Below are 24,767 nucleotides of genomic sequence, written 5' to 3' on the forward strand. Positions count from 1 at the left end.
ATCCGCTATAATAAAGAAAAGCCAACGATAGCCAAGCCTGTGACAGCGGTAAAAGCCGCTGTCACATCAAATAGACGAAATACGAAGCAACGGAGGGAGACGGGTGGAGATATGGCAGAGAGAAGTGGCACGCATCCGCAGTACGACTAAGCTCACAATTGGGCTTTTTTCGTGCTGCGAAGCGGAATGGCCCGAGCAAAAACGACGGTATGAACAGGCGGACAAAGAAATCGTATGCTACCGCAGAGAAAGTGGGCAAATCTGGTATGTCGGCATTCCTCGCAAAGAGTGGCCGCCGTCTGCCCGTGCCCTGCTTTCCCTGCTGCTATCGCCGGAACAACCTGGCGCATCTTCAGACCAAACAGATGCGTATCGGGATTGGTTACGTTCCTGTTTCCAAACAGGCACGGTGGACCGTACCACTGCCATCGAACCTCCCTGGCAGTGGTACGAAGCACGTGCCTGTTTCTTGCTGGAGCGCCAACGTGCAGAGGCTCCCGCTGACCTCTCTTACTGGCTGCAATTGTTGAATGACTTCGTTTCTTCCTCTGAGCAAAAGGTTACGTTGTTCCCCCTTGACCATCGGGACTTATTGCTGCTCGTCCCAATCTCACTCTTTCCCGAGGTGGAGAAAAACGGCCAATCGGATAGCCAGCTCTGGCTTGATTGGGCTGCCGGACTGCATGAATTGCTGTCCAGTGAGGCAGGTGAGACCGTTCGCGTACTCGTCACTGTACCGGCCGTTCGTCCCCAGCTGCTGCCTGAGACGATGCAGCGATTCTCCCGTCTGCGGCATGCGATCAACCGTTTCTTGCCGCGGATCACAGTGGCAGCTACGTGGCAGCATTCACTGGAACAGTGGGCTGCCTCCCTTGACCCATCCCTGACGGAAGCCCTCGCTTCCTCCCTTCAATCCTTGGTGTACAGCCATCAGCTCTCAGAAGATCAGTGGGAGATGATCGAGACGTTTTGCCGTCACAACCTGAACACGAGTGAAGCAGCACGTGCTTTGTTTCTGCACCGGAATACACTGCTGTACCGCCTCGACAAGCTGGCAGAGGTGACCAAGCTCGATTTGCGCCACTTTCCTGACGCTCTTCTACTGCTGCTTGCGGCCATGTTCCGGCAAAATGACTAACCCGTTTTGTACAATTTCACCATAGAGCCTCTTTGCTGTCGTGGGCTACAATGGAAGCGCAATCAAAACAGGGGGAGGCTGGATTATGGCAAAGGTAAGTCTGAACCATGTATACAAACGATATGGAAACGTAACGGCAGTAGATGATTTCCACCTGGATATCGAGGATAAAGAGTTTATTGTCCTGGTTGGACCATCCGGCTGTGGAAAATCGACTACGCTGCGGATGATCGCAGGATTGGAAGAGATTTCGGAAGGAGACCTATACATTGGCGAACGGCGTGTGAATGACGTCGCACCTAAAGATCGGGATATCGCCATGGTTTTTCAAAGCTACGCACTCTATCCGCATATGAACGTGTATGAGAACATGGCGTTTGGTTTGAAACTGCGCAAGTTTCCCAAAGCCGAAATCGACAAGCGTATCCAGGAAGCAGCTCGTATACTGGAAATTTCCCACCTGCTGGACCGCAAACCAAAAGCACTCTCTGGCGGTCAACGGCAGCGGGTAGCGCTCGGCCGTGCGATTGTCCGCGAGCCCCAAGTGTTCCTGATGGACGAACCGCTGTCCAATCTGGATGCAAAACTGCGGGTACAGATGCGCACGGAGATTTCCAAACTGCATCAGCGTCTGGAAACAACATTTATCTACGTCACCCACGACCAGACTGAGGCGATGACGATGGGCGACCGAATTGTGGTCATGAAAGATGGTGTGATTCAGCAGGTGGCAACGCCTACTGAGATCTACAATCATCCCGCCAACCTGTTCGTTGCCGGCTTCATCGGCTCTGCCAGCATGAACTTTCTGAAGGGGCAGATACGCGAAGAGTCGGGGGAAGCTCGTTTTGAAACATCCGGTATACAGATCCAGTTCCCAACGGACAAAACGGAAACACTGCGGGAAAAAGGCTACATCGGAAAAGAAGTGATCTTCGGTATTCGTCCCGAGGACATCTACAGCGACAACCAGTTTATAGAAGCCAACCCATTTCAGAGTACATTTGAGGCGGAAGTCGATGTAGTAGAAAATATGGGCTCCGAGCTGTACGTCTATTTCAACAATATCAGCAATACCGAGATGGTGGCCCGGGTCGATGCCCGCGAAGGATTGAAACCAAAAATGCGAGTGAAGCTCGGGATGGATTTGTCCAAGTGCCACATCTTTGATCCTGCTACAGAGCAAGCTGTATTTTAAGCCACGATCAAAACCAAAACAGTGCAAGCAGGCTGCCAACGATCGGCAGCCTGTTTTTGGCTTTTCGCATGGGAAAGACAGCATGAGACGTACAATTGACCTGTTGGTAGAGATGGCGTACAAAGGAAGACCAAACAAAAGATTGTGAAGTATCTTTGAACTTCCCCTGTTTAAGGTATTCTTACACGGGAGTCGTCGCACTCTTGATTCACCCATCGGCATTAGCGTTTATTTCCTTCATAAACCGTCGCCAGAAGCACACGCTATAGCTATTCAGAGAGTTGGGAGTGAGTGTGGTGAAAACCGTTGCTGCAGTCTTATTGGCAGTCGTTTTAGTCGGTCTGGTGCTGATTCCGGTGCAGCGGAACAATGTGCAGGAGATGGAAGAACCGCACCCGTCAGTGACGTCGCTCGACTCCGAGATCCCTCGCATCAACTACATTGAGCAAACCCGCGACCTGCGCCGGACGATGGAAAAACATCCACAGGTGATGACGATCCGTCACAATCAACGCGACCGCAGTCACTTTATCGAACACGAGATTGTCGTTCGCTTCTCACCGCCGCTGAAAGATGCGGAACTGCAGAAGCTCTTGAAGCAGGTGAACGGGCGGGTCAAACGGAAAAATGGAGACTCGATGATCATTGCCTCCCGCAAGATGACCTCGAAACAGATGATGAAAGTGCTAGCCGAGCACCCTGACTCGATCTATGCTGAGCCCAACTATATCCTGCTTCCCAATCGGGTGCCCAACGATACTCTCTATCGACGTTACCAGTGGAACTTGCCGATCATTGGCATGGAAGAAGGTTGGGAGATCAGCCAAGGCAGCAGTCAAGTGGTGGTCGCTGTTATCGATACCGGTGTTGATCTTCGCCATCCGGAGTTTCGCGGCAAACTTGTCGACGGGTACAATGTGATCGCTGACAATAATCAGCCGCAAGATGACAACGGTCATGGCACCCATGTCGCAGGCATCATTTCTGCTCGCACCAACAACGGCAACGGCATTGCCGGAATGTCCTGGAACAGCAAGATCATGCCGGTGAAAGCGATCGGAGCAAACGGATCGGGTACTGCTTTTGATATTGCCCAAGGAATTCAGTGGGCCACTGATCACGGCGCTGATGTGATCAACCTCAGTGTTGGCAACTATACGCCTTCTGCGGCGCTCCGAGATGCCTGCCGTTACGCCTACGAACACAACGTTGTACTGGTAGCAGCGACTGGCAATGACGCTACCAGCCAACCTGGCTACCCCGCCGCGTATCCGGAAGTTCTCGGCGTTTCCGCCATTGATCACCGCACACAGTTGGCCAGGTTTTCCAACTATGGTGACTATGTAGACGTAGTGGCGCCCGGCGTGGACATCGCCAGTACGTACATCTACAACGATTATGCTGCCCTATCCGGTACGTCAATGGCTTGTCCTCACGCAGCAGCACTGGCTGCTTTGGTACGCTCCGTTCAGCCTGCGATGAAAAGCGCTGACGTGATGAAACTGATCCGCGACAGTTCTGTTGACCTGGGATCACCGGGACGTGACAACTGGTACGGATACGGCATGATCAACAGCGGAGAAGCGCTGCGGCGCATCGGTGAACCGCAAGTGACGCGGGAGCGGAACGATACGTTCGTCGGCAATCTGATCGAAAAGCTCTTCTCCAGGCTGCGCATCGGTTTCAATCAACAATAGGAGGGAAGTTCAGTGAAAGCGCTTATCGTCTTTGCCCATCCGGGTGATGACAGCTTCAACCACGGGATCCTGAGACGTGTAACGGCGGCCTGCGAGCGGCAGGCAATGGACTGGAGGCTGCGAAATCTGTATCAGATCAACTTCCAACCAGTATACAGTAGTGAGGACATGAGGCGGATTGAGGCGAAGCAAGTCTCTCCTGATGTAGAGGAAGAACAAATTCTGGTCACCGAATCTGATCTGTTGGTGATGATCTTCCCGGTATGGTGGTGGGCTCCGCCGGCAATCCTCAAGGGATGGATCGATCGGGTCTTTACGAACGGCTTCGCTTTTCACTACAAGGAAAAAGGTCCTGTCGGCTTGCTTCGAGGCAAACAAGCCGTTCTGTTTACGACCACGCGTGAATCCGTACAGGAGATGAAAACAGCAGGCTATGATCAGCTGATTACCCGGCAAATCGCCCAAGGGGTCCTTTCCTTTGCTGGATTCGATCCCGTTATCCATAAAAATTTCGCTGCTGTTCCATACGTAACCGCTGCCGAACGGAGCCGCATGCTGCAGGAAGTAGACGATACGATGTCCAGCCTGCGTCTGCCACTGACCGTCTAAACGAGAAAACTGACCGATCCGGTCAGTTTTCGCCTGTTTGGATGATGTTTTATGATCCCATTGATTGCATTCGTCTTTTCGTGAGGTAATCTGTCTCATAGTACTGCAGTTCGTCACGAAGATGTTCAAATACCTTGGACGCCGACAATGTCAAGTTTTGCAATTCCGGTGTTACCTGTTTGCGAAACACAATCGCCTCTTGACCCGTATAGGCATAACGGCCGTCCTCGTCGTATACTTCTCCCCTCGGATAGTAGAAGTTGTTTACACAGTTATGGTATACCTGATACAAAATCTCTTCTGCGAAGTCCTCGTTGAAGCGGGCACGGCGCAGGCAGACACCCAGCTTCTCGTACGCATTTTCGCAGTAGACCAGCAGATGACGCAAGTCGGACAGGTAGCTGCGGTAGTAGGCCTCGTACTCTTCCGGGTCACCAGATTGGGCAACAAGACCGGATAAGGTTACCTGGTTGAGAAAACGCTCCAACTCCATGCTTACCTTTTTCAGACGCGTATACGTATCTTCGCATAACTGCTTCACGTGCCTTCCGGACATGGGTACCTCCTCGACTGGGAAAGTAGTTTTGTTTCTTTTCATTGTAAGAAATGCTCCAGCTTGTTACAAGTGCTCTTTTCCGATCCGTTTCTGTGAACCCGTGTGATCTCATGGCAGGTGGGCGTCCTCCATCCGTACCAAATGGTGGAAAGGAGATTGTCACCATGTGATGGGACTGCTCAAGTCCTCCCACTCTCCATGATCAGCTGATACGTGTCTCTGGTCGAAGGCAGCGGTTCGACGCCCAACTGCTCACGTAATTTCTGAACGCATTTTTTGTACCACTTGAGCGATTGAGCACGATTGTTTTTCCGGTAATAGCAGTACATCAACAGTCGATATGCTTCTTCCCAGCAATCGTCCTCTCTGAGAATGGATTCGCACCAACGGATGCTATCGTCATATCGCTTGAGAGCCACGTACGACTGTGCCAGTTTTTCCGCACTACGCAGGTATAATACGTGCAGCCGCTCCCGCTCCTCGATACACCAGTCGTCATAACGGCATGTTGGCAAGTACTCACCATTGTAGTAGGCCAAACCTTTCTCCAGCAAAGCGGCTGCTTTTTCCGCATTGGGGTCAGTCAGGCCGGCTGAGACCAGCCGCTCAAACTCCTCGGCGTCGATCTGACATCCTGAGGCCAGGTGAAAACCGTAAGCAGATCCCTGCCGCTGGATAAAAAACGAATGGGAACGTGCTTCCCGGTTGGGCTCCAACGCTTTCACCAGCGCATTAAGCGCTACCTTGAAATCGCGTGATGCCGTCTCTTCGTCGGACTCCGCCCAGATGTGGCGGAAAATTTCTTCACGGGCCAGCAACTGATGACGCTTGGTCAGGAGAAGTTTGAACAATTGTTTCGCTTTCCCCCGCTGCCAAGCCTTTTCGCTCAACTCCTGATCACCTAGCCAGACCCGGAATTGGCCAAGCGTTTGGATCCGCAGCGTGTATCCGGGATGAAACGAGATATTGTGCAGACCGCGGTTCTGCAACAAGTGGGTGACATACTCCGGGTCCACCTGCCGTTTTTGTGCTTCCACCAATAACGGCATCAGGCTTTGCACATCAGAGGGGGTAAACATGGTCGGCCGCTGCAGCAGGAAATCATACTCCCCGCTGCGGATCGCGCTCAAGCCTAGTCTCATAGCCGAGACAAATGGCTGCCAGTTGGCTTCACGGTAAGCCAGATAGCCCAACCAGAGGTGGGAAATCGCCATGCCAAAGCCGTCACCGCAGTCAGCGAAGCGATCGACACACTGACGAAAGACCGGCTCCGCCATGCGAAACTTTCCGCTGTACGCGTAGGCCATCCCGATGCCGAGCCGGATAAAACCATTCAGCCAATCGTCCTTGATCGACTGGGTCTCATCCAGCCCGCGCTGACCATATGCCAGGGCCAAATCAAGCGTCTTCTCCCTGCCGTAAAACAGCGTCAATCCCAACAGTGACTCCGCCTTGCCGCGTGTGGACTGCAATTCATCCATCATGTGCAGCCCCTTCAGATACAGGTGGCGCACCTCGTGTGCGTCATAGGTTTGATCCAGCATCATACAGTGGGCTTTGCGCACGTACCCGCATGCCTCGACGAATGGCGAGAGAGCCGCCTTGCCTAACTGAATCGCCGTCTCAGCGTAGGAGATCCCCTTTTCCCTCTCCCCGTTTAACCCGCACACAAAGGCTAATAATAAGGATGTCTCCTTGTAGGAACGAGTGAGGTGAGACATGCCCTGCACTTTTTCTTCCTGCCACTTTTTCTCCAGGAGACGAAGGGCCGACTGCAGCCGCCCTGTTCGGAAAAACAAGCGCGATTCAATATCTACCTCGGTTTGTCGCTCTAGATCCTGACTGCGCCGATACCAGTGCTCCGCTTCTGCGGCATTGCCACGATTGGTGTAGATTTCCGCCAGCAGTCGGTAGAGGCGCGGTGCCAATTCATGATCCTGGTTGTCCAGCAGCTTGATCGCTTGTTTGAGCAGTTCCTCCGCTTTCAAGCCCTGCACACTATCCAAGTGAACCCGTGCTTTCCCTTCCAAGCCGAGACATCGGCCAACCGTATCGTTTTGTTCCGCACTACTGGTGATGTACCGGTCGTAGGAGGAGAGGGCTTGTGGATACAAACAACGGTATCGCTCCACTTCTGCCTGAAAATACCAAAGCGTATAGTGACGATCCTTGACCTCATCAGGGAGCAAGGTAACCCATTCATAGAGCAGATCCAATCTCCCCTCTTCCAGCCACTTGCCGCCATACCTCGTCAACAGTTGTCCGATCTGTTCCCACTCCTGCACCTGATGGAGATAGTGGAGAGCGGTAACGATATCGCCGCGTCCCTGGTAATACGCTGCGGCGGCGCAACAGTTTTCCTGAAACACAGCGGGTTGCAGCCGCAATTGTTCCAGCAGCACCTCGCGAAACAACCTCAGATACCGATAACTGCCATCCTTCTGCCGATACAAATACAGATTGCGGCGGATCGCTTCGGCCAGCATGCTCTCCGCATCTGCTCCAGCAAGGCGACTGACGGCTTCCGGAGTCAGCTCATCCAACACGGCGGTCTTGCTCAAAAATTGTTTCAGCTGCGGAGATTCCTGATCGTATACCGCTTGCAGCAAATACTGGCGCAACTCTCGCAGCGGGCCAGCGGATGGATCGAGTACTGTTGACAACGGTTCGCCCATGGCCAGCCGTTCGCCAAGCAGTCGCAGCATCATGATCCAGCCTTCCCCCATCTGATGAAGCCGTTTCACATCTTGAGCTGACAGCTCTAATTCCAACTCGTCGTACATAAACGCTTCCGTCTCTTCCAGCGTAAAAGCAAGGTCTTCTGGTCCCAATTCCCAACAATCACCGCGAATCCGCATCGAGGAGAGCGCAGGCCAAACCGGCAGATCGCGCGTAATCAAGACTAATCGGCTGTTGTGCGGCAAGTGATGTGTTACTTGTTCCATCCAGCGGTCAATACAGGGGGAAGCCTGTACATGGTGAAAATCGTCCAGAACCAGTACCAGTTCATCGGGCAGACGAGTCAGGTCATTCAAAAATTGGAATGCAAGCGCTTCCACTTGTTCAGGCAAGTACTCCGGAGGGTCTTCACACGCTTCGACCATCTGCAGCAATTCCCGACCAAACACGGGATGGTGCAGCCTGACACTTTCCACGATATATCGGAGAAAGACCGACAGGCGGTCGTCCGCGCGATCGATGTTGTACCAACAGGTTGGGATCTTCTCGTCATGTAGGAACGAGGCTAGCGAGGTGCTTTTTCCACTGCCGGATCCGCCATGCAGAAGCGACAACGGATTGATCAACATGTAGCGGAGCTTCCGAACAAGCGCAGGCCGCCGCAGCAGATGCGGCTTCAGCCGTGGAGGGGTCAGTTTGGTCAGCAGGATTGGGGGTGTCTCCATCTTCAACTTCTCCCTTCGCAATATTCACTCGCAGCCGTCCCTAACGTCAAACCGCTTGTTTGCCTTGCTTTTTCTCTACCTTATTCCATGTCTCGTCAGCAAAATCCTCCTCCTGCTCCCTTCCGGTAAGACATCCCGGCCATCGATCAGATTAAAAATCTGCTGATCACAAATACTATACGAGAAAGGAGGAGGCATTCCAGTGAGAAAAATGGTGAGTTGGCTCTGCCTCACGGCGGTAGTTGGTTGTTCGCTGCAGCTAGCTAGCTGTGCCACAACCAACGAGTCTTCCCAAAGCGGTCTTCACCAAAATATACGCAATACGGACTTGTATACCCTGGGCAACGAGAAAAACATGCTGACCAGAATCCGGCCGCTGCGCTCCGTCTCCCCCATCGAGCAGGATGTGAAACGGATACCGGGGATTGTTGACGCCAAACTGGTGACGGTCGGAAATACCGTAGTCATCGGCGCACTAATCCAAGGGCAGACGTCAAAACGGATCTACCAGCAATCCTCTCCGATTGACCGCAACCGATACACGAAAAACAGTTCCATTAGTGACGGCTACAACAGTTCCATCATCCAAACCATTCGCCCCAGGCTGGCTGAGACCGATTACAAGGTGATCATGATCACCACCAATCCCCTGCACTTTTCGCAGATTGCCGAGATCCGTCGGCGCCAGCAGCAAGGGAAACCCGTATCAGACAGTGAATTGCGCAGACTGGTCAACGAAGTTGGCTACAGTACGGCACCCTACAATCTCGTCGACTAGTGTAGCGATGATTGGGAGCAGGCAGCAAAGCAAACTGCCTGTTTTTTTATTTCCTTAGCCTCCACCTTTCTTGGATTCCCCTACAGGAGTATCGACGGGTTGCAACTTGCATCTGTTTGGTGTAACTTAGCCGTGATAGAAAGAAGATAAGCAGCGTTGTTTCAGCTTCCTGAAGCTGCCAAGAAAGGACGATACATACCATGAACGGATTGATGATGCTGCTCTCCCTCGTCGCCGGGATCGGCGTCGCTGCTCAAGCGGGGATCAATGGGGCATTGGGCAAAAAGATAGGAACGATTGAAGCCTCCTTCATCTCCTTTGCGATTGGAACCCTCTGTTTATTGCTGCTTGTCATTTTTTTCGGAAAAGGCAATCTGTTGACAACCCTCACTCAGCCAAAGTGGATGCTGTTAGGCGGTTTATTGGGGGCGATTTACGTTTTTGCTATGGTCTTGTCGGTGCCCAAAATCGGGGTTGCCACTACATTGCTTGCCGTGATCGCCGGTCAAATCATCGCCAGCACCGTGATCGACCACTTCGGCCTGGTTGGCGGCCGTCAGATCCCCCTTGACTGGCAGCGGATGCTGGGGATTCTCCTGCTCGCAGCCGCGCTGCTTCTATTTTATAGGAAATAGTCGCTATTTGGATCAGCTCTTGTTCACTTGTTCATCCCGTTAAAACACCCCTCGTTGAGCAGCCGATAATGCGCAGGCTGTTTGGGACACAACAAAAGGGGTGTATGAAGAGGGTATTACAAGGCGTTCGATTCTGACCTGTTTTTGCGCCTGCTCTGCCACCATGTTCGAATCAGCGGTGTAAACAGAGTGATGATCGCAAGGATCAATAAGGCTAACGAAATCGGACGGGCGAAAAAAATCGCGTAGCTTCCTTCTGACATGACCAAGGCCCGACGCAAGTTGCTCTCCGCCATCGGCCCCAGAATCAAGGCGAGAATAATCGGCGAGACAGGAAATCCATAGCGCTGCATCACGTATCCGATCATCCCGGAACCAAGCATCACCCATACATCAAAAACATTGTTGTTCAACGCATAAGCGCCGATCAAACAGAGAACGAGAATGATCGGTGTGAGGTATTCCTTGGGTACCGACAACACTTTTACAAAGAAGCGAATGCCGATCAGTCCAAACACGATAATCAGCAGATTGGCCAGAATCATCCCAATGAAAAGGGAATAGACAACGTCTGCATTGTTTTGAAACAACAGCGGCCCCGGCTGCAGCCCTTGGATCATAAAAGCGCCAAGCAGCACTGCGGTTACCGCATCTCCGGGAATCCCCAGCGTCAGCAGGGGAATCATCGCACCGCCCGTGGTTGCGTTGTTGCTCGCTTCTGGAGCTGCCACTCCTTGGAGCGCTCCTTCTCCGAACACCTCGGGATTCCGCGAAAAGCGCTTCGCTTCATTATAAGCGACAAATGCCGATATATCACCTCCGGCCCCCGGTATCATGCCGATAAAGGTACCGATTCCTGATGATCGCAGAATCGTGCCGATCAATTGCTTGAATTCGCTCCATTTCAGTCCGATCTTGCTGATCTGCACCGACATGACTCTTTTGCATGGATCGTCTCCATCGTTTTAAAGGCTTCTGATGCTGCAAACAGTCCAATCATGACCGGAATGAAGTTTAACCCGTTCATCAGGTTAACCTGGTCAAAGGTAAATCGCGGATACCCACTGACCGGATCAAGCCCCACGGTGGCGATGATTAGTCCCGCAACTCCCGTGATCAAACCTTTTACCAGTGATTTTCCGGCGATGCTGGTGATTATCGAGAGGCCAAAAAAGGCTAAAGCAAATGATTCCGGTGCGCTGAATTCCAAGGCCCATTCCGCCATCACCGGTGCCAGACCAATCAGAATGAACACACTGATCAGTCCCCCGATGCCAGAACTAATCGTGGAGGTCATCAGCGCTTTTTTTAGCCTCTCCTCTGCGGGCCAGAGCGTAGCCATCCATACTGGTGGCAGCAGCAGCTGGTGTGCCAGGTGTTCGCAGCAGGATGGCGCTGATCGAACCGCCGTATATCGCGCCAAAAAAGATCCCGATCAAAAGAAGCAGCCCGGAGATAGGGGCCATGCCAAAGGTAAGCGGCAGCAGGAGCGCGACCCCCATCGTAGCGGTCAAACCGGGCAGCGAGCCGATGGCAATGCCCGCTATCGCGCCGGCGACACAGATCAAGATCACGTCAACCTGCATTACGTTTCCGATCGCCTCAAGCAGCAAGGGTTCTCTCTCCTTTCTTTATCCTGTCAGCACGCCCGACGGCAGCGGCACATGGAGCAGCTGTTCAAAGATGAAATAGATAAACAAGGTAATCCCAACGGGTGTGAGGAGCAGAGGCAACCACTTTCTCACTTTTAGTGCGTACAGGAATACCCCTAGGATAAGCGGAGTGGAAAAGAGGAACCCCACCCATTGAAACAGAACCACATAACCTACCATCCAGCCCATCGCGGTGGCAGCATGCTTGGCTGGATGTTCAGGTTTCATTGCTTTCTCGCGGCGTGATGACAGCAAGAGCAGGATTCCAAGCAGGAACAGCAGGATACTGAGCATCTTTGGAAAGAAGGCTGGACCGATCTCGGACACTTGTATCTCTGGAATCTGAGCTGAGACTAAATAGACGACTGCCGCGAACGCCATGACGATGAGAGCGCTGATTAGATTTGCCGTTTTCATCTTATAAACTTATTTGGGGATACCCAGCTCCGGTATAAGCTCACCAAAGTAATCGTGGCTTTCCACGATCATCTTTTGAAAGGATGATGCATCTTTAATGGAAAGACCAAGACCGTTATTTTTCATGTACGTCTTAAATTCTTCGCTCTCCGCAGCCTTCATAAATGCGTCTGCAAGGATGCTGACCACTTCCTCGGGGGTCTCTTTGGGAACAGCTAACCCACGCCACGATCCGATCGGCGGCATCTTGATGCCCATTTGCTCCTCCAACGTTTTCACCCCTGGCAGAACGTCAGACTGTTTCTCATCGACTACCGCCAGCGTCTTTAGCTTCCCTGCTTCTACATGCGCTTTTACCTCTGCCGGACTGACGGGAACCATATCGATGTGCCCGCCAAGCAAAGCGGTTACGGCCGGGTTTGCTCCCTCAAACGGCACATGGGTAAACTGGACGCCCACATTTTTTTCCATAATGATCGCTGCCATGTGCCATAGAGCCCCCGGCCCGGAGTTGCCTACTTTGACCTTTCCGGGGTTTTCCTTGACATAATCAAAGAACTCCTGAACAGTGTTGTACGGTGCATCTGCTCTCACCGTGATTGCAGGCGGATCAAAGTTCACCTGTGCGATCGGCTTAAAATCCTCATGGGTCAATTCAGAGAGTTTCAGATGTTTGAGGGTCGTGATTTCCATGGTAAGCATCGTCAAGGTATATCCATCCGGTTTTGCGTTTGCTCCTTCGGTGAATCCTACCGCTCCGCTCCCCCCTGTTTTATTGACAACAGCAATCGATTGGCCGAGGTGTTGTTCCGCTGCTTTGGCCAACGCTCGCGCCGTGGCGTCCGTTCCTCCCCCTGCCGAAAAGGGCACAATAATCGTCAGATCGCGCTGCGGAAAGTCTGAACCGCCTGCTGCAGCCTCCCCTGTCGCCCCACCGGAATTAGCCCCACTTCCACAAGCAGCAAGCCCGAGCAGACCGAGCAGCGCGCCAACTGCCGCCATTCTCTTCCACCATTTCGTTATGCCATACCCTCCCTGAAGTTATTTTCAATAATGGGAATTTTCCATCAAAAATAAACAGTGTTATTATTTAAACCGCTTTCATTTTTGGCCGTACTAGAATTCCGTGCCCTTTTATGCAGCAGGGGAAGGGCAACCCCACCCCGCTGCATGCTGAAGATCAGGTAATCTCCTGTTTGGGCAGCAATCCCCATGACTGTAAAATCGCTTGTACTTCTGCACGATCCTCCGCTTGCAGCGGATCGACAGGTTCCCGGGTGATTCCAGGGTTCATTCCGATCTGGGCCATCGCTTCTTTGATGACGACAACGTTGTTGCCATTGTTATATTTTGCCCGCAAATTTTCAAAGGCTAAAATGTCTTCCCAGATCTTCCACACCTGCTCCTGGTCCCCGTTATGCAGCGCTTCCAGCATCCGAAGCGACTTTTCGGGATACACATTGACCAATCCAGATGTAAACCCTCTCGCTCCTGCGTGGTAAAAGAAGGGAGCCCATTTTTCCGCTGTTCCGCAAATCCAGGTAATCTGGTGCTCATCCGGTATCTCCCGTACGGTTTTGGCAAAGCGGGGCAGATCGTTGATTGCATATTTGACAGCAATCAGCTTCTCCAGTGGGGCCAATTCTTTGAGTACATTGTCGCTCAGATTGTGATCTTTAAAGTAAAGAATCGATGGGATGTCCAGTGTTTCAATGATCTTTTTAAAATAGGAGCCGGCGCCGCGATCCGTCACATATGGATGGATCGGTTGATGAATCATCACGGCATCCGCACCCGCCTGTTGAGCATACTGCCCCAGTTCGATCGCGATGGGCAGAGCATAGCCGATGCCGGCAATCACCAGTGCTCTGCCGTTTACGATTTCCACCACCCGCTTGATTTCCTCCTTGGCCTCCTCAATCGTCAAGGAGTAGAACTCGCCTGTATTGCCGCACGGGACAATCGATTGGATACCGTGGTCAAGCAGGAAGCGGATGTTTTCCTCCAGTTTGTCCCAGTTTACTTCCCTCGTCTCTTCATCAAAAGGGGTAATATTGATCGCGGAGATCGTCTCCAGTTTCCCGCTTATCTCTGCATAGTTCAATGGCTTCTCTCCCCTTTAGTCTTTGGACTGCTGCAAGACATGTTGGGCGGTGCGCAGGATATGTTGTTTCATTCTGGTTTCCGCCAGATCTGCATCACGCAGTTTGATCGCTTCAAAGATCTGCTGATGCTCGATAAACCCTTGCTGGATCTCTGTACTCAACTGCAGGGCTCGTTTTCGAAATGCCTTGTCTACATTCTCTACGGTAAGCAACGTTTTGGAGAGAATCGGACTTTTGGCAATCCGTCGGATCATCATATGAAAGTTGGTATTTTCCTCCGAGTACCGTTCGATCTCCTGCTCGTTCTTTAACTGTTCCATCACATCAATCTGGTGCTTCAACTGCTCCAGTTCCTGGTCGGTGATCTTGACAGCAGCCAGTCGTGCCGTCAATCCCTCCAGATACGCTTTTAGCATCAGCGTTTCTTCAATGGATGAATTGACCATTTCCGAGACATACGTTCCTTTGCGGGGCAGGGTCTCGACCAGTCCTTCATGGGACAGGATGCGGAACGCTTCTTTGATCGGTGTTGTGCTGATACCCATTTCCTTGGCCAGTTCACGCTCTTTTAGATGTTCGCCTGGTTGAAAATGCCCGCTGATAATCGCATTGCGTATCGTTTCCAGCGCAATGTCCCGCAGTGATTTGAAATTCTCTGAAACCACGTTTAGCTGCATTTTGGTATCTTCCCTCTGTCTTTTCACGTTTGCTCTCCTGAATCTGATTTTTGATCTATCACAGATCACATTAGTGTAACAGGAAGCGACTGCTTTTTCCATGAAGCTCACCCCTGCTTTTCCCTGCTGCGGCCAAGCAGCAGCTAGCGCATCAGCTGACCCCCGTTCACCTCGATCGTTTCTCCCGTAATATAGTCGGCATAGGAAGAAGCCAGGAACAGTACCGGACCTACTGCTTCTTCGGCGGTTCCTTCTCGTCCCATCGGAATCTGAGAGACCATTTGACGGCGGAATTCCGGGGTGGAGAAACGATCGTGAAATGGGGTGGATATTACTCCGGGCGCGATCGCATTGACTAGAATATTGTAGTCAAGCAGATCTTTCGCCATCGCTTTGGTCAACGTGTGAATCGCCCCTTTGGAGGTGGCGTAGGCTAGGGCACCCCTTCCCCCTCCGTTATGTCCCGCTACCGAGGCGAGGTTGATCACCCTGCCCCTTCCTTGAGCCTTCATCAGCGGAAGCACGGCCTGTGTAACGAGGAAGACCGATTTCAGGTTGACTGCCATCACTCTGTCCCACGTCTCTTCATCCAGTTCCTCTAGGCGTGCACGTTTCACCATCGAACCTGCATTGTTCATCAGCACATCGACTCGACCAAACGCTTCTTTTATCTGAGCCACCATGCTGTCTACCTGCTGCTTATCCGAAACATCTCCCTGTACCAGCAACACCTTTCTGCCTTTTTGGACAATCTCCTGGTAGACGGACTCCGCTTCCGTCGCACTTGAATGGTAGTGAACGACAACATCAGCCCCGTGCTCTGCAAAGGCCAGAGCCGCCGCCCGACCGATTCCTGTGCTGCTTCCGGTCACCCATACAACCTGGTTGGAAAGAATACATGATCTTATACCCTCCTATCTCTGGTTACGTCCTCTCCCATGTCTTCCTATGGCGTGACAAATACCGTTTTCACCGATGTGAAAAATTCTATCGCAGCCTGCCCCTGCTCGCGGGAGTGTGAACTGGACTGCTTCATGCCTCCAAACGGAGCCTGCAGTTCAACACCGGCTGTCTCGGCATTGATGCGGACCAACCCCGCATCCATCTGGGAAATAAAGGTGAGCGCGCTCTTGATATTGGTCGTATAAACAGAAGCGCTTAATCCGTACTGCACATCATTGGCTACATCCAATGCCTCTTCTAACGTATCCACCTTGATACAGGCCAGTACCGGCCCAAAGATCTCCTCCTGCGCAAGTTTCATCTCACGCGTCACATGCTCGAAGATGGCAGGCTGGATAAAGAAGCCATTGGCCGTCCAGCCCTCCGACAATCGTTGGCCTCCATAGAGGAGGGTTGCCCCTTCTTGTCTGCCTGACTCAATATAGGAAAGAACCGTCTGCATCTGTTTTTCACTGACACAAGGCCCCATCCAGGTCTCTTCAGCCAGACCATTGCCTACTTTTATTTCTTTTACTTTGGCCAACAGCTTTTCAAGAAAAGCGCGTAAACATCAGCCAGGATGATGACGCGGCTGGTAGCGGTACACTTTTGTCCTGTCGAGCGCAGTCCCCCGCTGATCGTTCCTGCTACCGCCAAGTCCAGATCGGCATCGCTGACTACGATCACCGGATTCTTGCCGCCCATCTCCAACTGGTATTTGGCTCCTCGGACCAGTGCCCCCTGTCCAACCTGTTTTCCCACCTGATTGGAACCGGTAAAGGTGATGCCGTTTATGCCCTGATGTGCTACTATCGCTTGACCAATCACTGCACCCTGTCCCATCACCAGATTGACCACACCCGCCGGCACACCTGCTTCCTCGAAACATTCGACTACCTTTGCCGCTGTTACGGAAGTCTCTTCGGCCGGTTTGAAAACCACCGCATTTCCATAGACCAGTGCTGGCGCTATTTTCCACAGCGGGATGGCAACCGGAAAGTTCCAGGGCGTAATCACCCCTACTACGCCCAGTGGGACGCGTGTCGTATACATCAGAGCACTGCTGTCTGTTGAGGGGATCACATCGCCTATTTTCCGCATCCCTTCACCGGCGTAATAGCGGAGGATGGCAATCCCGCGGGCCGTCTCCCCCCTTGCTTCCGCCAGTGTTTTTCCCATCTCGCGGGTCATGGTTTCTGCGATATCTTCCAAATGACGTTCCAGCACCGCTGCTGTTCGATACAGATAGTCGCCTCGCTGGGCCCCGGAAAGATTCCGCCACTGCTGCTGAGCTTTCTGCGCTGCGGCAACGGCTGCATCCAGATCTGCCTGTTCAAAGACCTGCACATATCCCACGATTTCGTGTTTGTCAGCTGGATTCAGGCTAGCCTCCGTCTTCCCAGTTGCCGATGCCGTCCATTGACCATTGATATAGTTGTGGTACGTTTTTGGAATTGGTTGTTGTTTCATTTCCATCCTTTCCATCCTTTTTGACATGTTCATTGTGATCGGCTATATGGCTTTGCTGGCCAAGGCGGTTCGCGCCTGGTCGATCGCTGCAACATATCGGCTGGCCAACTCCTGCATGCGAATGAAATCATCTTCTCCTGCTGCTTGCGGATTGACCAGATTGCCGCCAATGCCGACTGCTGCTGCACCAGCCGCGAAAAACGCCGCGACATTGGACAGGTTCACCCCGCCAGTCGGAACGATCGGCACCTGTGGAAACGGCGCCCTGACATCCCGTATGTACTGTGGTCCCAACGCGGCGGCCGGAAAGAGTTTGACCAGATCTGCTCCCCACTGCATCGCTTGAATGATCTCCGTGGGAGTCATGACGCCCGGCATCACAACCTTGCCATAGCGGTTGGCCGTCTCGATCACGTCCCGATGCAGACTAGGGCTAAAGAGGAACTGGGCCCCGCTGTCAATCGCCCGCTTCGCTGTTTCGCTGTCCAGTACAGTACCGGCACCGACAGCGGCACGGTGTCCCAGTTTTTGCGCGATGCGGGAGATCGCCTCCCATACGCCCGGGGTATCGACGGTTACTTCAAGTGCCGTAATCCCTCCAGCGACCAGACTCTCCGCGATGCGGTCGATCACATCTGCCGGGGGACGGCGAAGCACGGCAATCACGCCGCTTTCCGTTATCTTTTGCAGCACCTCTGCTCTTGCGAACATCCCGCCTGCACCTCCTCTACCTAGCGGCTGACGTCCGGTCGATCACCGTCCAGGTTCATTTGCGACCAGAATGGATATCCCTCTACATCTCCAGCGACAGTCAGGGCGTAAGCTCCGATTCGGTTTCCCAGACGGACTGCCTCCCCGAGCGGCCAACCACGCAAGTATCCTGACAAAAACCCTGCTGCAAATCCATCACCGGCACCAATCGAATCCACGATCTGATCGACGGGAAATCCGGCTACATAGCCCGCATCATCTGCCGTCTGATAGTACGCTCCTTTGGCACCCAGTTTGATCACCACCACTTTGGCGCCATTTTTCAGCAGGACGCGACCGATCTTCTCCGGCTCCGTCTCCCTGGTGAGAATGGTCCCTTCCTCCAAACCAGGCATCACCACGTCACATTTGGCAGCAATCTCCATCAGCGTCTCCCTTGCTTCTGCTTTGGTCCACAGCTTGAGTCTAATGTTGGGATCAAACACGATCGTCAGGTTGTGTTTTTGCGCGAGGGAGATGCTGTGATGCACTGTCTCTTTGCAGCCATCGCTCAAGGCAGGAGTGATCCCGGTCAGATGGAGAATGTGAGCATCTCGTATCTGTTCCTCCCTGATGTGCTCCGGTTTCATCTGGCTGGCGGCGGATCCTGAGCGGTAGTAATAAACGTTTGGTTCCCGGCCTTCCCGCCGTTCCTTGAAATACACGGCCGTAGGGTGTCGGTGGTCAAAGGTAACGGCCGATGTGTCGACTCCTTCACCGCGGATGAAGTTGCGGGTGAAGGTACCAAACTCATCGTCACCCAGCCTGCTGATCCATCTGACTGTATGTCCCAGCCTGACAAGAGCGATCGCGACATTTGATTCCGCTCCTCCGATCGTTTTTTCAAAATGGGTCGCATAGCGCAGCGGACCGGTTGATAACGGTGAAAACAGCACCATCGTTTCGCCGAATGTAACCACGTCAATGGTTCTACTCTTTCTTTCTCCACTGTCGGGAGAGATCGCTATTTCCTGTGCCCTCAAATGCTTCACTCCTCTCTATGGCTTCTGATCACGTTCCGCTCCACGTTCTCACCACAGTTTATCAACTGTTCACTTTTGGTATTTGAAATCTGATATATCAGTTGTTTTTGTTATTATAACCAGCTTCTGTTTCAAACGTCAACAATATTCGAAAAAAAGCTGCTAGTCAAAGAATAAACGAAGGAATAGGCGCCTCACCAAGAGAAGACGCCTTTCCCGCAGGTTAGCGCCCCATCCATCCTCCGTCCACGGTAATGATGGAGCCGCTTAGATAATCGGATGCAGATGAGGCTAAAAACACAGCGGCGCCTTGCAAATCTTCCGGCTTACCCCACCTTCCTGCCGGAATTCTCTCGATAATGCCTGCGTTCCGCTCTGGATTGCGGCGGAGCTGCTCCGTATTGTCCGTATCGATATAGCCCGGGGCGATCGCATTGATTTGCACACCATGCTGGGCCCACTCATTGGACAGCGCCATCGTTAGTTGAGCGATGCCTCCTTTGCTCGCGGCATAGCCCGGCACATATAGGCCGCCTTGGAAACTTAACAGAGAAGCGATAAAGATGATTTTCCCCGCTTTTCGCTGCATCATCTCTTTGCCGATCTCTCGACTCAATACAAATTGTGCATTCAGATTCACTTCCATGACGGTATCCCAGTATTCATCCGGATGCGTGACAGCAGGCTCCCGCTTGATCGTCCCTGCGTTGTTCACCAGGATGTGAATCTCCGACACATCTTGCTTTACCTGTTCGATAAAACGATACAGCGAGGTGCGGTCAGAAAAGTCGTGCGTATAGCCGTAAAAGGAACGTCCTCGCGCGGAGACTTCCCGTTCCACCTCGCTTCCCGAGGATTCCAGACTAGCGCTGACCCCCACGATGTCCGCTCCCGCCTCAGCCAAGGCAATCGCGATCGCCCTGCCAATCCCCCGCTTGCAGCCGGTCACAAGCGCTACTTTTCCATCCAGCCGAAACCGATCCAGAATGGTCACTTCTCTCTCCTCCTCATCCATTTTCTATCGTCACCACTGCCTTCATCACGTGTCCGCCCTGGGTCAGTTCATCAAACCCTTGCTGCAGCTGTTCTAGTGGATAGCGATGGGTGTTGACTCCATCTTGGCGCTGATGACAGTTGTCATCCTCCTGGGCGGCATTCTGTCGGGGATCTTTACCGCAACGGAAGCCTCTGTCGTTGCCGTCGTCTATTCCTTCCTCCTCGGTTTTTTCGTGTACAAGGAGCTGCGCTTGCGAGACCTTCCCCGGATCATTGTCCAGACAGCGAGTATCACCGGTGTTGTTGTGCTTTGCATTGCAACCGCTTCCAGTTTTGGCTGGATTCTGGCTGCCGAACAGATCCCAAGCGCCATTGCCGAATCCATCCTAACCATCACGGATGATCCGGTTTTCATTCTCCTGCTGATCAATCTGATCCTTCTTTTGTTCGGCACTTTTCTCGATGTGTCTCCCATCCTGATCATTGTCGTACCTATCCTTTTTCCGATCGCTATGCAGTTGGGTGTCGATCCTCTCCACTTTGGGATCATGACCATCGTCAATATGGCAATCGGACAGTGCACACCACCGGTCGGCATCGCTTTGTTCGTCTCGATGGGCATTTCCAAAGCGCCGCTCGGTCAGATCCTTGGCACGTATTCCGTATTCCTATTCTCGATGGTGGTCCTGTTGCTGCTAGTGACGTTTCTCCCTGGTTTGGTTATGTTTCTGCCTGAATGGTTGTCATGATCCGCAATGATGCTGCCTAGATTAAGATTTCACCTTTTCCAAAGGGGGTATTTCCGATGAAACGAAATGCGTCAACTTGGCTTTGCATCACATGTCTGCTCTTCTTCCTCGCTGGCTACGGCGGCGGTACAGAAACCAGTTCCAACTCCGCTTCATCAGCAACCCAAGGAGGAAATCCACCGAAAACCGTAGAGCTAAAGCTGTCAAATGTGCTTCCTGATGACAATCCGACGACGCAAGCGCTGCAGTTCTTCGCTGACCGAGTAAAGGAGAAAACCAACGGTACGGTGGAAATCAAACTGTTTAACAACAGTCAGCTTGGGGGACAACGCGAAGCAATGGAAGGCATGCAAGTCGGTTCGATGGAGATGGCGATGGTCTCTGCCGGGCCTGCTGCCCAGTTTGTTCCCACGTTAAATGTATTGAGTCTATTGAGAGCAAGGAACATATGTTTAAAGCCCTCAACGGGGAAGCGGGCCAGAAGCTAAAAGAGGATATCAACAAAGCAGGCTTTACCTTTCTGATGTGGGCCGACGGGGGATCGCGCAACATCATTACCAAAGACAAACCGGTATACACGCCTGAGGATCTAAAGGGTCTGAAGATTCGGGTGATGAACAGCCAGTTGATGGTTGATGCGTTGAACAGCATGGGCGCCATCGCTACACCGATGGAGCAAGGCGAAGTATATACCGCGATTGAACAGGGCGTGTTGGACGGATGGGAAAACAATCCCGTCACCCTGTTGACCTTGAAGTTGTATGAAGTGTCCAAGGCTTTCTCCTGGACCCAGCATTTCATGGTGCCGGATATGGTCCTGATCAGCGACAACGTGTTTCAGAAACTGTCTCCCGAACAGCAGCAAGCGATCAAGGAAGCAGCTGCAGAAGCGGAAGCCAAACAGCGGGAACTGTGGGATGCGTATATCGGCAATACCGTGAAGGAGCTTGAATCCCATGGCGTGACGTTTACCGAGATTGACGATTTGTCACCGTTCATCGAGCGAGCAAAGCCGATCTGGAACTCATACAAGGAGCAGTACGGTTCAGAGCTGATTACGCTGATCGAACAGGCCAAGCAAAAATAATTGACAGGGAGGTTTTTTTGCATATGGAGGTTCGCCAAGCCACTCACCCCCATGAGATGAAACACTACACCACAGAACGGCTGCGCAAGGAGTATCTGATCGAGTCCCTGTTCGTCGCAGGAGAACTGCGCCAGGTCTACTCTCACCATGACCGAATGATTATCGGAGGAGCCACTCCTCTACGGGAAGAGATTTCGCTGGATGCAGGTGATACTCTGCGAGTGGACTTTTATCTGGAGCGAAGGGAGATCGGTATCGTCAATATCGGCGGGAAGGGATCTGTTCTTGTGGAAAACGAACCGTTTCCGCTGGAGCTCTTCTCCTGCCTCTACATCGGCAGGGGAAAGCGAGACGTCGTGTTTCGCAGTGATTCGGCTGAGCAACCGGCCAAATTTTACTTCGTCTCCACGCCAGCTCATCACTCTCATCCCATCCAGCAGATCAAACTGGAGAATGCCGAGGCTCAACAATTGGGAGCTGCTGGCTCCTCCAACGTGAGAACGATCCGCAAGCTGATTCATGCAGACGGCTTGCAAAGCTGTCAGCTGATGTTGGGGATCACGCAACTCGCACCCAACAACATGTGGAACACGATGCCGACGCACTGCCACGATCGCCGCTCTGAAGTGTACTTGTACATGCAGCTGCCACAGGATGCGCGTGTATTTCACTTCATGGGTCGGCCAGAGGAAACACGCCACTTGGTGGTGGGCAATGAACAAGCGGTGATCTCCCCCAGTTGGTCAATCCACTCTGGTGTGGGTACGAGCCACTACAGTTTTATCTGGGCGATGGCCGGTGAGAATGATTCATTCGATGATATGGACTTTGTGGCAATGGAGGAATTGAGATAACCCTGTACAAAGTGTAAAGCCCTCGCCGCAGGATCTGTTCGCAGGCGAGGGCTTTGTTCTGGGAAAGGGTTCTGATAGAAACAAAAAAAACAGGGACACGATGCCACCTGCTTTGTTGTCTGCTATGTACTATTTCTACTCGAAAGAGAGTCAATATGTGGCGGAGGGAGAGGGATTCGAACCCCCGTGGGCTTGCACCCTAACGGTTTTCAAGACCGCCCCGTTATGACCACTTCGGTATCCCTCCAGATTGTACAAGCGCCTTATCGCGTCAACAATGATTACTATAGCACAAGTTTACTCACCTTTGCAAGAGCACTTTTTGGAATTCTACATTTTTTATTCAACTAATGGTCAGTTAGCTGGAACAATGAAAATACTGATGTGCTATTTCTTTTAGGTATTTTATTATGCCAACGGATATCAATCGTTTAAAAAAATAAAACCAGTCTAACACTTCATTCTCGTGTTTTGACTGGTTTTTTCTATGGAAGGATCTATTCGTCGATAAACTACGTTCGCGAAAGCAGCAGACTTTCTTTTGCAGAAACTGCATCAGATCAACGCGATCGGTCTAGTACTCATTATCGTCGCACGACTAGGCTATCGCTTGAAGACGACCAGCTTCAGTTCGGTCAGTTCTTCGATGGCGTACTTGATGCCTTCACGTCCGAAACCGCTCTCCTTCACGCCTCCGTATGGCATATGATCGACACGGAACGTAGGGATATCGTTGATCATCACGCCGCCAACATGCAGCTGCTCGGCAGCGTCGAGCGCCGTTCTAACGTCGTTGGTGTAAACTCCCGCCTGCAGGCCGTAATTGGAGTTGTTGACATGTCGGATCCCTTCTTCCACTGATTCCACCTTGTTGATCATCACCACGGGTCCAAACACTTCCTGGCAAGAAATACGGGCGTCAGCAGGTACGTTGGTCAACACGGTAGGCGGAAGCACTCTGCCTTCCACAGAACCACCGCACAAGATCCGGGCACCCTTCTGCTCCGCTTCTCTAATCCACTCTACTGTCCGTTCGGTCTCGCCAGGATGGATCATCGCCGCGTAATCGGTTTCTTCCGCCAGCGGATCTCCACCACGCAGCTTGCGGGTCTCCGTGAGAAAAGCGTCGACAAACGATTCAAACATCGCTGCTGCGACATAGATGCGTTGTACCGAGATGCATACCTGTCCCGAGTAGGAGAAAGCGCCAAACACACAGCGGGGCACCACTTCGCCTAGGTCGACATCCCGATCGACGATGACCGCCGAGTTGGAGCCCAGTTCCAGTGTGACCCGCTTCAATCCGGCACGATTGCGAATCCCGATCCCTACCTGCGGGCTTCCCGTAAAGGTAATCGCCTTGATCCGCGGATCGGTCACCAGCGCATCGCCAATCACTCTGCCGCTGCCGGTCACCACGTTGAGCGCACCGGCCGGCAGACCGGCTTCCTGTGCGATTTCAGCCAGCAAATAAGCGGACAGAGGCGTCTGTGAAGCCGGTTTTAACACCACTGTATTCCCCGCTGCCAGGGCCGGGCCAACCTTGTGGGCGACCAGGTTCATCGGGAAGTTGAACGGGGTGATGGCTGCGACGACACCTAACGGCTCCCGAACTGTATAAGCAACACGTCCTTCCCCTCCTGGAGCGGCATCCAGCGGCAGCGTCTCCCCCTGTATCCGTTTGGCCTCCTCGGCGGCAAATCGATACGTCTGAACCGTCCGGGCCACTTCGCCGCGAGCGGTGCGGATCGGCTTGCCTGCCTCCAGCGCGATCAATCTGGCTGCTTCTTCACTCCGTTCCGCGATCAGGTTGGAGATGGAGGCAAGCAAGGTGGCCCGCTGATGCGCCGGCGTGTTGCGCATCGTGGTGTGCGCCTCTTGGGCAGCGGAAATCGCCCGATCGATGTCAGCCTGATCTGCCTGGGGGATTTCGGCAATCACTTCACCGCTGTGGGGGGCGGACAGTTGACTGTACTCCCTTCCCTCAACCCACTCACCGCCAATAAACAGCTTTCGCTTCATTGTCCCCTCTCCTTTCGTTTCGTACTCGTCGAACTCGTGGTACTCGTC

The 24,767-nt window shown here is 52.7% G+C and carries 22 protein-coding genes, 1 tRNA gene and 2 pseudogenes; 9 read left to right on the forward strand and 16 right to left on the reverse strand.

The window, feature by feature from the left end; translation table 11 throughout:
• The first annotated feature begins 103 nt into the window (after positions 1-103).
• The 4 genes from LOK74_RS11650 (at position 104) to LOK74_RS11665 (ending at position 4,642) form a co-directional block, all read left to right on the forward strand.
• On the forward strand, positions 104-1,138 hold the full coding sequence (locus LOK74_RS11650) for a PucR family transcriptional regulator (RefSeq protein WP_230046785.1): 1,035 nt from the start codon (positions 104-106) through the stop codon (positions 1,136-1,138).
• Between the two features lie 85 nt (positions 1,139-1,223).
• Positions 1,224-2,336: an ABC transporter ATP-binding protein gene (locus LOK74_RS11655; protein WP_230046786.1), complete on the forward strand. Its 1,113-nt coding sequence runs from the start codon at positions 1,224-1,226 to the stop codon at positions 2,334-2,336.
• A 296-nt stretch (positions 2,337-2,632) separates the two neighbouring features.
• Positions 2,633-4,033, forward strand: a complete 1,401-nt coding sequence (locus LOK74_RS11660) for a S8 family peptidase (protein WP_230046787.1) — start codon at positions 2,633-2,635, stop codon at positions 4,031-4,033.
• Positions 4,034-4,045: 12 nt separating this feature from the next.
• Positions 4,046-4,642 (forward strand): NAD(P)H-dependent oxidoreductase, encoded by a 597-nt coding sequence (locus LOK74_RS11665; RefSeq protein ID WP_230046788.1) that lies wholly within the window; start codon positions 4,046-4,048, stop codon positions 4,640-4,642.
• Positions 4,643-4,691: 49 nt separating this feature from the next.
• Here LOK74_RS11665 and LOK74_RS11670 read toward each other — a convergent pair whose 3' ends face one another.
• Complete coding sequence (locus LOK74_RS11670) at positions 4,692-5,198, reverse strand: DUF3907 family protein (RefSeq protein WP_230046789.1); 507 nt, start codon at positions 5,196-5,198, stop codon at positions 4,692-4,694.
• Between the two features lie 179 nt (positions 5,199-5,377).
• A complete protein-coding gene (locus LOK74_RS11675; protein ID WP_230046790.1) occupies positions 5,378-8,602 on the reverse strand; it encodes an AfsR/SARP family transcriptional regulator in 3,225 nt (1,074 codons plus the stop codon).
• Between the two features lie 211 nt (positions 8,603-8,813).
• On the opposite strand from LOK74_RS11675, the gene LOK74_RS11680 reads away from it, so the two are divergent.
• Positions 8,814-9,380, forward strand: coding sequence for a YhcN/YlaJ family sporulation lipoprotein (locus LOK74_RS11680; protein ID WP_230046981.1), 567 nt, complete (start codon positions 8,814-8,816; stop codon positions 9,378-9,380).
• A gap of 200 nt (positions 9,381-9,580) precedes the next feature.
• Positions 9,581-10,015 carry a DMT family transporter gene (locus LOK74_RS11685; protein WP_230046791.1) on the forward strand — a complete coding sequence of 145 codons (435 nt, stop codon included), beginning with the start codon at positions 9,581-9,583 and terminating at the stop codon, positions 10,013-10,015.
• Between the two features lie 116 nt (positions 10,016-10,131).
• On the opposite strand, the gene LOK74_RS11690 is transcribed toward LOK74_RS11685, so the two are convergent.
• The 12 genes and pseudogenes from LOK74_RS11690 to LOK74_RS11740 form a co-directional block, all read right to left on the reverse strand.
• A complete protein-coding gene (locus LOK74_RS11690; protein WP_255679587.1) occupies positions 10,132-10,944 on the reverse strand; it encodes a tripartite tricarboxylate transporter permease in 813 nt (270 codons plus the stop codon).
• Entirely contained in the window at positions 10,920-11,270 is a 351-nt protein-coding gene (locus LOK74_RS24065) for a tripartite tricarboxylate transporter permease (protein WP_255679588.1), read from the reverse strand. Before LOK74_RS24065 ends, LOK74_RS11690 begins: the two co-directional genes overlap by 25 nt.
• 25 nt (positions 11,271-11,295) lie before the next feature.
• Positions 11,296-11,628 carry a tripartite tricarboxylate transporter permease gene (locus LOK74_RS11695; protein ID WP_230046792.1) on the reverse strand — a complete coding sequence of 111 codons (333 nt, stop codon included), beginning with the start codon at positions 11,626-11,628 and terminating at the stop codon, positions 11,296-11,298.
• A gap of 18 nt (positions 11,629-11,646) precedes the next feature.
• Positions 11,647-12,084, reverse strand: coding sequence for a tripartite tricarboxylate transporter TctB family protein (locus LOK74_RS11700; RefSeq protein ID WP_230046793.1), 438 nt, complete (start codon positions 12,082-12,084; stop codon positions 11,647-11,649).
• A gap of 9 nt (positions 12,085-12,093) precedes the next feature.
• Positions 12,094-13,086 carry a tripartite tricarboxylate transporter substrate binding protein gene (locus LOK74_RS11705; RefSeq protein ID WP_230046794.1) on the reverse strand — a complete coding sequence of 331 codons (993 nt, stop codon included), beginning with the start codon at positions 13,084-13,086 and terminating at the stop codon, positions 12,094-12,096.
• Positions 13,087-13,264: 178 nt separating this feature from the next.
• A complete protein-coding gene (locus LOK74_RS11710) occupies positions 13,265-14,188 on the reverse strand; it encodes a dihydrodipicolinate synthase family protein (protein WP_230046795.1) in 924 nt (307 codons plus the stop codon).
• A gap of 15 nt (positions 14,189-14,203) precedes the next feature.
• Complete coding sequence (locus tag LOK74_RS11715) at positions 14,204-14,893, reverse strand: GntR family transcriptional regulator (protein WP_230046796.1); 690 nt, start codon at positions 14,891-14,893, stop codon at positions 14,204-14,206.
• A gap of 116 nt (positions 14,894-15,009) precedes the next feature.
• Complete coding sequence (locus tag LOK74_RS11720; protein WP_230046797.1) at positions 15,010-15,738, reverse strand: SDR family NAD(P)-dependent oxidoreductase; 729 nt, start codon at positions 15,736-15,738, stop codon at positions 15,010-15,012.
• Positions 15,739-15,812: 74 nt separating this feature from the next.
• A pseudogene (gene gucD / locus LOK74_RS11725) lies at positions 15,813-17,311 on the reverse strand (alpha-ketoglutaric semialdehyde dehydrogenase GucD).
• A 9-nt stretch (positions 17,312-17,320) separates the two neighbouring features.
• Entirely contained in the window at positions 17,321-17,989 is a 669-nt protein-coding gene (locus LOK74_RS11730; RefSeq protein WP_230046798.1) for a bifunctional 4-hydroxy-2-oxoglutarate aldolase/2-dehydro-3-deoxy-phosphogluconate aldolase, read from the reverse strand.
• A 20-nt stretch (positions 17,990-18,009) separates the two neighbouring features.
• Positions 18,010-19,011, reverse strand: a complete 1,002-nt coding sequence (locus LOK74_RS11735) for a sugar kinase (RefSeq protein WP_255679589.1) — start codon at positions 19,009-19,011, stop codon at positions 18,010-18,012.
• Positions 19,012-19,234: 223 nt separating this feature from the next.
• Positions 19,235-20,005 (reverse strand): SDR family NAD(P)-dependent oxidoreductase, encoded by a 771-nt coding sequence (locus LOK74_RS11740; protein WP_420908763.1) that lies wholly within the window; start codon positions 20,003-20,005, stop codon positions 19,235-19,237.
• A gap of 106 nt (positions 20,006-20,111) precedes the next feature.
• On the opposite strand from LOK74_RS11740, the gene LOK74_RS11745 reads away from it, so the two are divergent.
• The 3 genes and pseudogenes from LOK74_RS11745 to kduI all read left to right on the forward strand — a co-directional run bounded on the left by LOK74_RS11745 (position 20,112) and on the right by kduI (position 22,697).
• Positions 20,112-20,756, forward strand: a complete 645-nt coding sequence (locus LOK74_RS11745) for a TRAP transporter large permease subunit (RefSeq protein WP_230046799.1) — start codon at positions 20,112-20,114, stop codon at positions 20,754-20,756.
• A gap of 56 nt (positions 20,757-20,812) precedes the next feature.
• Positions 20,813-21,843, forward strand: a pseudogene (locus LOK74_RS11750) (TRAP transporter substrate-binding protein).
• A 23-nt stretch (positions 21,844-21,866) separates the two neighbouring features.
• On the forward strand, positions 21,867-22,697 hold the full coding sequence (gene kduI, locus LOK74_RS11755) for a 5-dehydro-4-deoxy-D-glucuronate isomerase (RefSeq protein WP_230046800.1): 831 nt from the start codon (positions 21,867-21,869) through the stop codon (positions 22,695-22,697).
• Positions 22,698-22,855: 158 nt separating this feature from the next.
• On the opposite strand, the gene LOK74_RS11760 is transcribed toward kduI, so the two are convergent.
• Together LOK74_RS11760 and LOK74_RS11765 are read right to left on the reverse strand one after the other, a co-directional pair.
• Positions 22,856-22,944, reverse strand: a tRNA-Ser gene (locus tag LOK74_RS11760).
• A gap of 356 nt (positions 22,945-23,300) precedes the next feature.
• Positions 23,301-24,719: an aldehyde dehydrogenase family protein gene (locus LOK74_RS11765; protein ID WP_230046801.1), complete on the reverse strand. Its 1,419-nt coding sequence runs from the start codon at positions 24,717-24,719 to the stop codon at positions 23,301-23,303.
• Positions 24,720-24,767: the final 48 nt, after the last annotated feature.

It is taken from the genome of Brevibacillus humidisoli (assembly GCF_020923435.1).
Lineage (GTDB): Bacteria > Bacillota > Bacilli > Brevibacillales > Brevibacillaceae > Brevibacillus_E > Brevibacillus_E humidisoli.

What these genes read in the sequence shown, in the direction of transcription:
- LOK74_RS11655 (WP_230046786.1), top strand. Translation starts at nt 1,224, where the DNA reads ATGGCAAAGGTAAGTCTGAACCATGTATACAAACGATATGGAAACGTA.
- LOK74_RS11670 (WP_230046789.1), bottom strand. Translation starts at nt 5,198, where the DNA reads ATGTCCGGAAGGCACGTGAAGCAGTTATGCGAAGATACGTATACGCGT.
- LOK74_RS11675 (WP_230046790.1), bottom strand. Translation starts at nt 8,602, where the DNA reads ATGGAGACACCCCCAATCCTGCTGACCAAACTGACCCCTCCACGGCTG.
- LOK74_RS11680 (WP_230046981.1), top strand. Translation starts at nt 8,814, where the DNA reads ATGGTGAGTTGGCTCTGCCTCACGGCGGTAGTTGGTTGTTCGCTGCAG.
- LOK74_RS11685 (WP_230046791.1), top strand. Translation starts at nt 9,581, where the DNA reads ATGAACGGATTGATGATGCTGCTCTCCCTCGTCGCCGGGATCGGCGTC.
- LOK74_RS11700 (WP_230046793.1), bottom strand. Translation starts at nt 12,084, where the DNA reads ATGAAAACGGCAAATCTAATCAGCGCTCTCATCGTCATGGCGTTCGCG.
- LOK74_RS11705 (WP_230046794.1), bottom strand. Translation starts at nt 13,086, where the DNA reads ATGGCGGCAGTTGGCGCGCTGCTCGGTCTGCTCGGGCTTGCTGCTTGT.
- LOK74_RS11730 (WP_230046798.1), bottom strand. Translation starts at nt 17,989, where the DNA reads ATGTTCGCAAGAGCAGAGGTGCTGCAAAAGATAACGGAAAGCGGCGTG.
- LOK74_RS11745 (WP_230046799.1), top strand. Translation starts at nt 20,112, where the DNA reads ATGGGTGTTGACTCCATCTTGGCGCTGATGACAGTTGTCATCCTCCTG.
- kduI (WP_230046800.1), top strand. Translation starts at nt 21,867, where the DNA reads ATGGAGGTTCGCCAAGCCACTCACCCCCATGAGATGAAACACTACACC.
- LOK74_RS11765 (WP_230046801.1), bottom strand. Translation starts at nt 24,719, where the DNA reads ATGAAGCGAAAGCTGTTTATTGGCGGTGAGTGGGTTGAGGGAAGGGAG.